Raw genomic sequence first — 2,304 nt, 5'->3', positions numbered from 1 at the left:
CGTGGACCCCGGACAAGGACCACCGTCGCGCCGGTGCCGGCACGGAACCCGTCGCACCCGCGCCAACCCGGGACGAGGACGACACCGACACGGCCCCCGCCCCGCCCCTCCTCCCGCGATCTTGCACTTCCTGTCGCGACAAAACGGCACGACACATCGCCAATCGGCAACAGAAAGTGCAAGATCGCGGGCCGGGCCGGGCCGGGTCGGGGCGGGCCGGGCGGGGCGGGGCGGGGCGGGGCGGCACGACGAAGGGCCCGGCGTTGTGCCGGGCCCTTCGGTGTGAGCGGGTGCCTCAGGCCGTCACCGCGTCGAGCGCCTTCTTGATCGCCTTCGGGGCGGTGGGGGTACGCGGCGCGTCCGCGCGCAGCGCGATCATCTTCTCGCCGATCTCCTGGAGCTGCTTGCGGCCCAGCGCGTCGCGAACCTTGGGGAACCACTCCTGCTCTTCCTCCTCGACGTGGTGCGTGACGTTCTCGATGAGCACCGTCGTCTTGGCGTTGAACCGCTCGTCGTCGGCGTCCATGCTGGCCAGCTCGGCGCAGAGCACATCGGCGACGTGGTGTTCCTCGTACGACTCGAGGATGTCGTCCTCCAGGTCGGGCAGCAGTCGGCGGACCTCCGGATACATCACCTCGTTCTCCAGGTAGGTGTGCACGGTCAGCGCCTCCAGGATCTGGTCCACCAACTTCTGCCGCTGGTTCGCCGGCCCCTCCTCGGCGTCCTGGAAGGCCTTGAACAGGCGGCGCATTTCCTTGTGGTCCTCTTTGAGCAGGACGATGGCATCGGTCGACACCGGTATGACCTCCCTGACGAGTCTCGGCTGGTGGGGTTCCGGTACCCCCACGCCGAATGCGGAAACAGGTGAAACCGCCTCAGACCATCGCCAGGGTGCGGGGGATCTCTTCGAGCAGCTCCCGAGCCAGAAAGCCGATCCGGCCGTAGCGGGGAATCAGCCGCTGGCCGCTCACCGAGTGCGCGAACGAGCCCCAGCAGGCCGCCTGCGCCGGGTCGGCACCCCGGGACAACAGCCCCGCCAGCAACCCGGCGAGCACGTCCCCGCTGCCGGAGGTGCCCAGCCCGGCGTCGCCGCTCTCCTCCCGCCAACCCCGTCCGTCCGGCGCGGCCACATGCCCGTACAGCGACACCACCGCCTCGTACCGGGCGGCCAACTCGGCCGCCTCGGAGTCCAGGTCGTCGCCCGGCTCCCGCCCGAGCAGGTGCTCGGCCTCGGTGACGTTGGGGGTGAGCACCACGGGTCGACCCGAGCCGACCAGCAGGTCCGGTGAGTGGCTGAGCGCACCGAGGGCGTACGCGTCGAGGACCAGTGACGTGTCCGGGCGGGCCGCCTCCAGGACCAGGCTCAGCAGTCGGTTGGTTTCGTCGATCGCCTTCAGGCCGGGGCCGATCGCCACCACGTCGGCCTGCGCGACCAGGTCGCCGAGCTGACCGTCCCGGTCGGCGGCGACCGCACCGTCGGTGGTTTCCGGCAGGCCGACCACGAGCGCCTCGGGCACCTGGATGCTCAGCGCCGCCGCGGTGGATTCGGCGGCGGCGAGCTGGAGCACCCCGGCACCGGCGCGCAAGGCGGCCACTCCGGCGAGCAGCACCGCGCCCGGCGTGAAGCGGGAACCGCCGACCACCAGCACGGTGCCCCGGCTCTCCTTCCCGCCGACCGGCACGGGCAGTGCCCAGTCCCGCAGCAACGCCGGGGTGATCACCTTCACCTCAGACCGGCTCGGCATGGATTTCGTCCTCCCTGGTCGGCTGGGCGCCCTGCTGACGCAGGTGCGCGACATCGTTGAAGGCGGTGACGGCAAGGCGGCCGTCGTCGTCCGCCGACCACTCCGTGATCGAACAGTTGGCGATCACGTCCTGCCGGGTGAGCGCCATCAGCTCGTCCTCGGTCAACCCCTCCAGCAGATAGCGAAGCAGGAAGACCAGCGCGTCGTGGCCGAAGAGCAGCACCCGGCAACCGTCGTGGTCACGGCGCAGGTCGCCCAGCAGCGTCCGTAGCCGCAACGCCACATCCGTCCAGGACTCTCCGCCCGGCGGCCGGTAGTAGAACTTGCCCAACCGCTCCCGACGTTCGGCCTCGTCCGGGTACCGCCGGCGCACCCCGTGCCCGGTCAGCCCGTCGAGGATGCCCAGCTCCCGGTCGCGCAGCCGTTCGTCGCGGTGGACGGGAATGTCGGTGCCGGCCAGCGCCAGCCGGGAGGTCTGCACCGCGCGCGTCCGTTCGCAGCGGGCGTCGCGTTCGGTGTGGTGACCGCGAGCCCCTGTGACCCGTACTGCACACCCATC

Annotated in this window: 3 protein-coding genes; all 3 read right to left on the bottom strand. The window is 71.2% G+C overall.

Annotated features, from left to right (window positions below; genetic code table 11):
* Nucleotides 1-295: 295 nt before the first annotated feature.
* Complete coding sequence (locus ABZ749_RS34095) at nt 296-796, bottom strand: hemerythrin domain-containing protein (protein WP_357235274.1); 501 nt, start codon at nt 794-796, stop codon at nt 296-298.
* 79 nt (nt 797-875) lie between these two features.
* Nucleotides 876-1,745 (bottom strand): NAD(P)H-hydrate dehydratase, encoded by an 870-nt coding sequence (locus tag ABZ749_RS34090; RefSeq protein ID WP_357235271.1) that lies wholly within the window; start codon nt 1,743-1,745, stop codon nt 876-878.
* The coding region (locus ABZ749_RS34085) for a histidine phosphatase family protein (protein ID WP_357235269.1) at nt 1,729-2,304 on the bottom strand (576 nt) is incomplete at its 5' end. The genes ABZ749_RS34090 and ABZ749_RS34085, both read right to left, overlap by 17 nt.

This window comes from Micromonospora sp. NPDC047753, assembly GCF_040642735.1.
Lineage (GTDB): Bacteria > Actinomycetota > Actinomycetes > Mycobacteriales > Micromonosporaceae > Micromonospora.
Note: the sequence above shows the minus strand (reverse complement) of the source record. Positions and strands in the feature narration are given on the sequence as shown.

What these genes read in the sequence shown, in the direction of transcription:
- ABZ749_RS34090 (WP_357235271.1), bottom strand. Translation starts at nt 1,745, where the DNA reads ATGCCGAGCCGGTCTGAGGTGAAGGTGATCACCCCGGCGTTGCTGCGG.